The 238-nt window shown below is 71.8% G+C and carries 1 protein-coding gene; it reads left to right on the forward strand.

What is annotated here, in order from left to right; translation table 11 throughout:
* Window positions 1-238: GAF domain-containing protein (locus tag B2284_RS01000; protein WP_286697083.1), on the forward strand; the 238-nt coding region annotated here is incomplete at both ends.

A 238-nucleotide genomic window follows, 5' to 3' on the forward strand; every position in this document is an offset into this window, starting at 1 on the left:
GAGGGCGTCCTCGGCGCGATCATCGCCCACCCGCACACGCTGCGCGTGCCCGACATCGCCGCGCACGAGGCGAGCGTCGGCTTTCCCGAGCACCACCCGCCGATGTCGTCGTTCCTCGGCTGCCCCGTCGTCATCCGCGGGCAGGTCTACGGCAACATCTACCTGACGAACAAGCGCGACGCCGAGGAGTTCTCCGCCCGCGACGAACGGGTGCTCGAGGCGCTCGCGTCGGCCGCGG

It is taken from the genome of Dermacoccus sp. UBA1591 (assembly GCF_002322065.1).
Taxonomy (GTDB): Bacteria; Actinomycetota; Actinomycetes; order Actinomycetales; family Dermatophilaceae; genus Dermacoccus; species Dermacoccus nishinomiyaensis.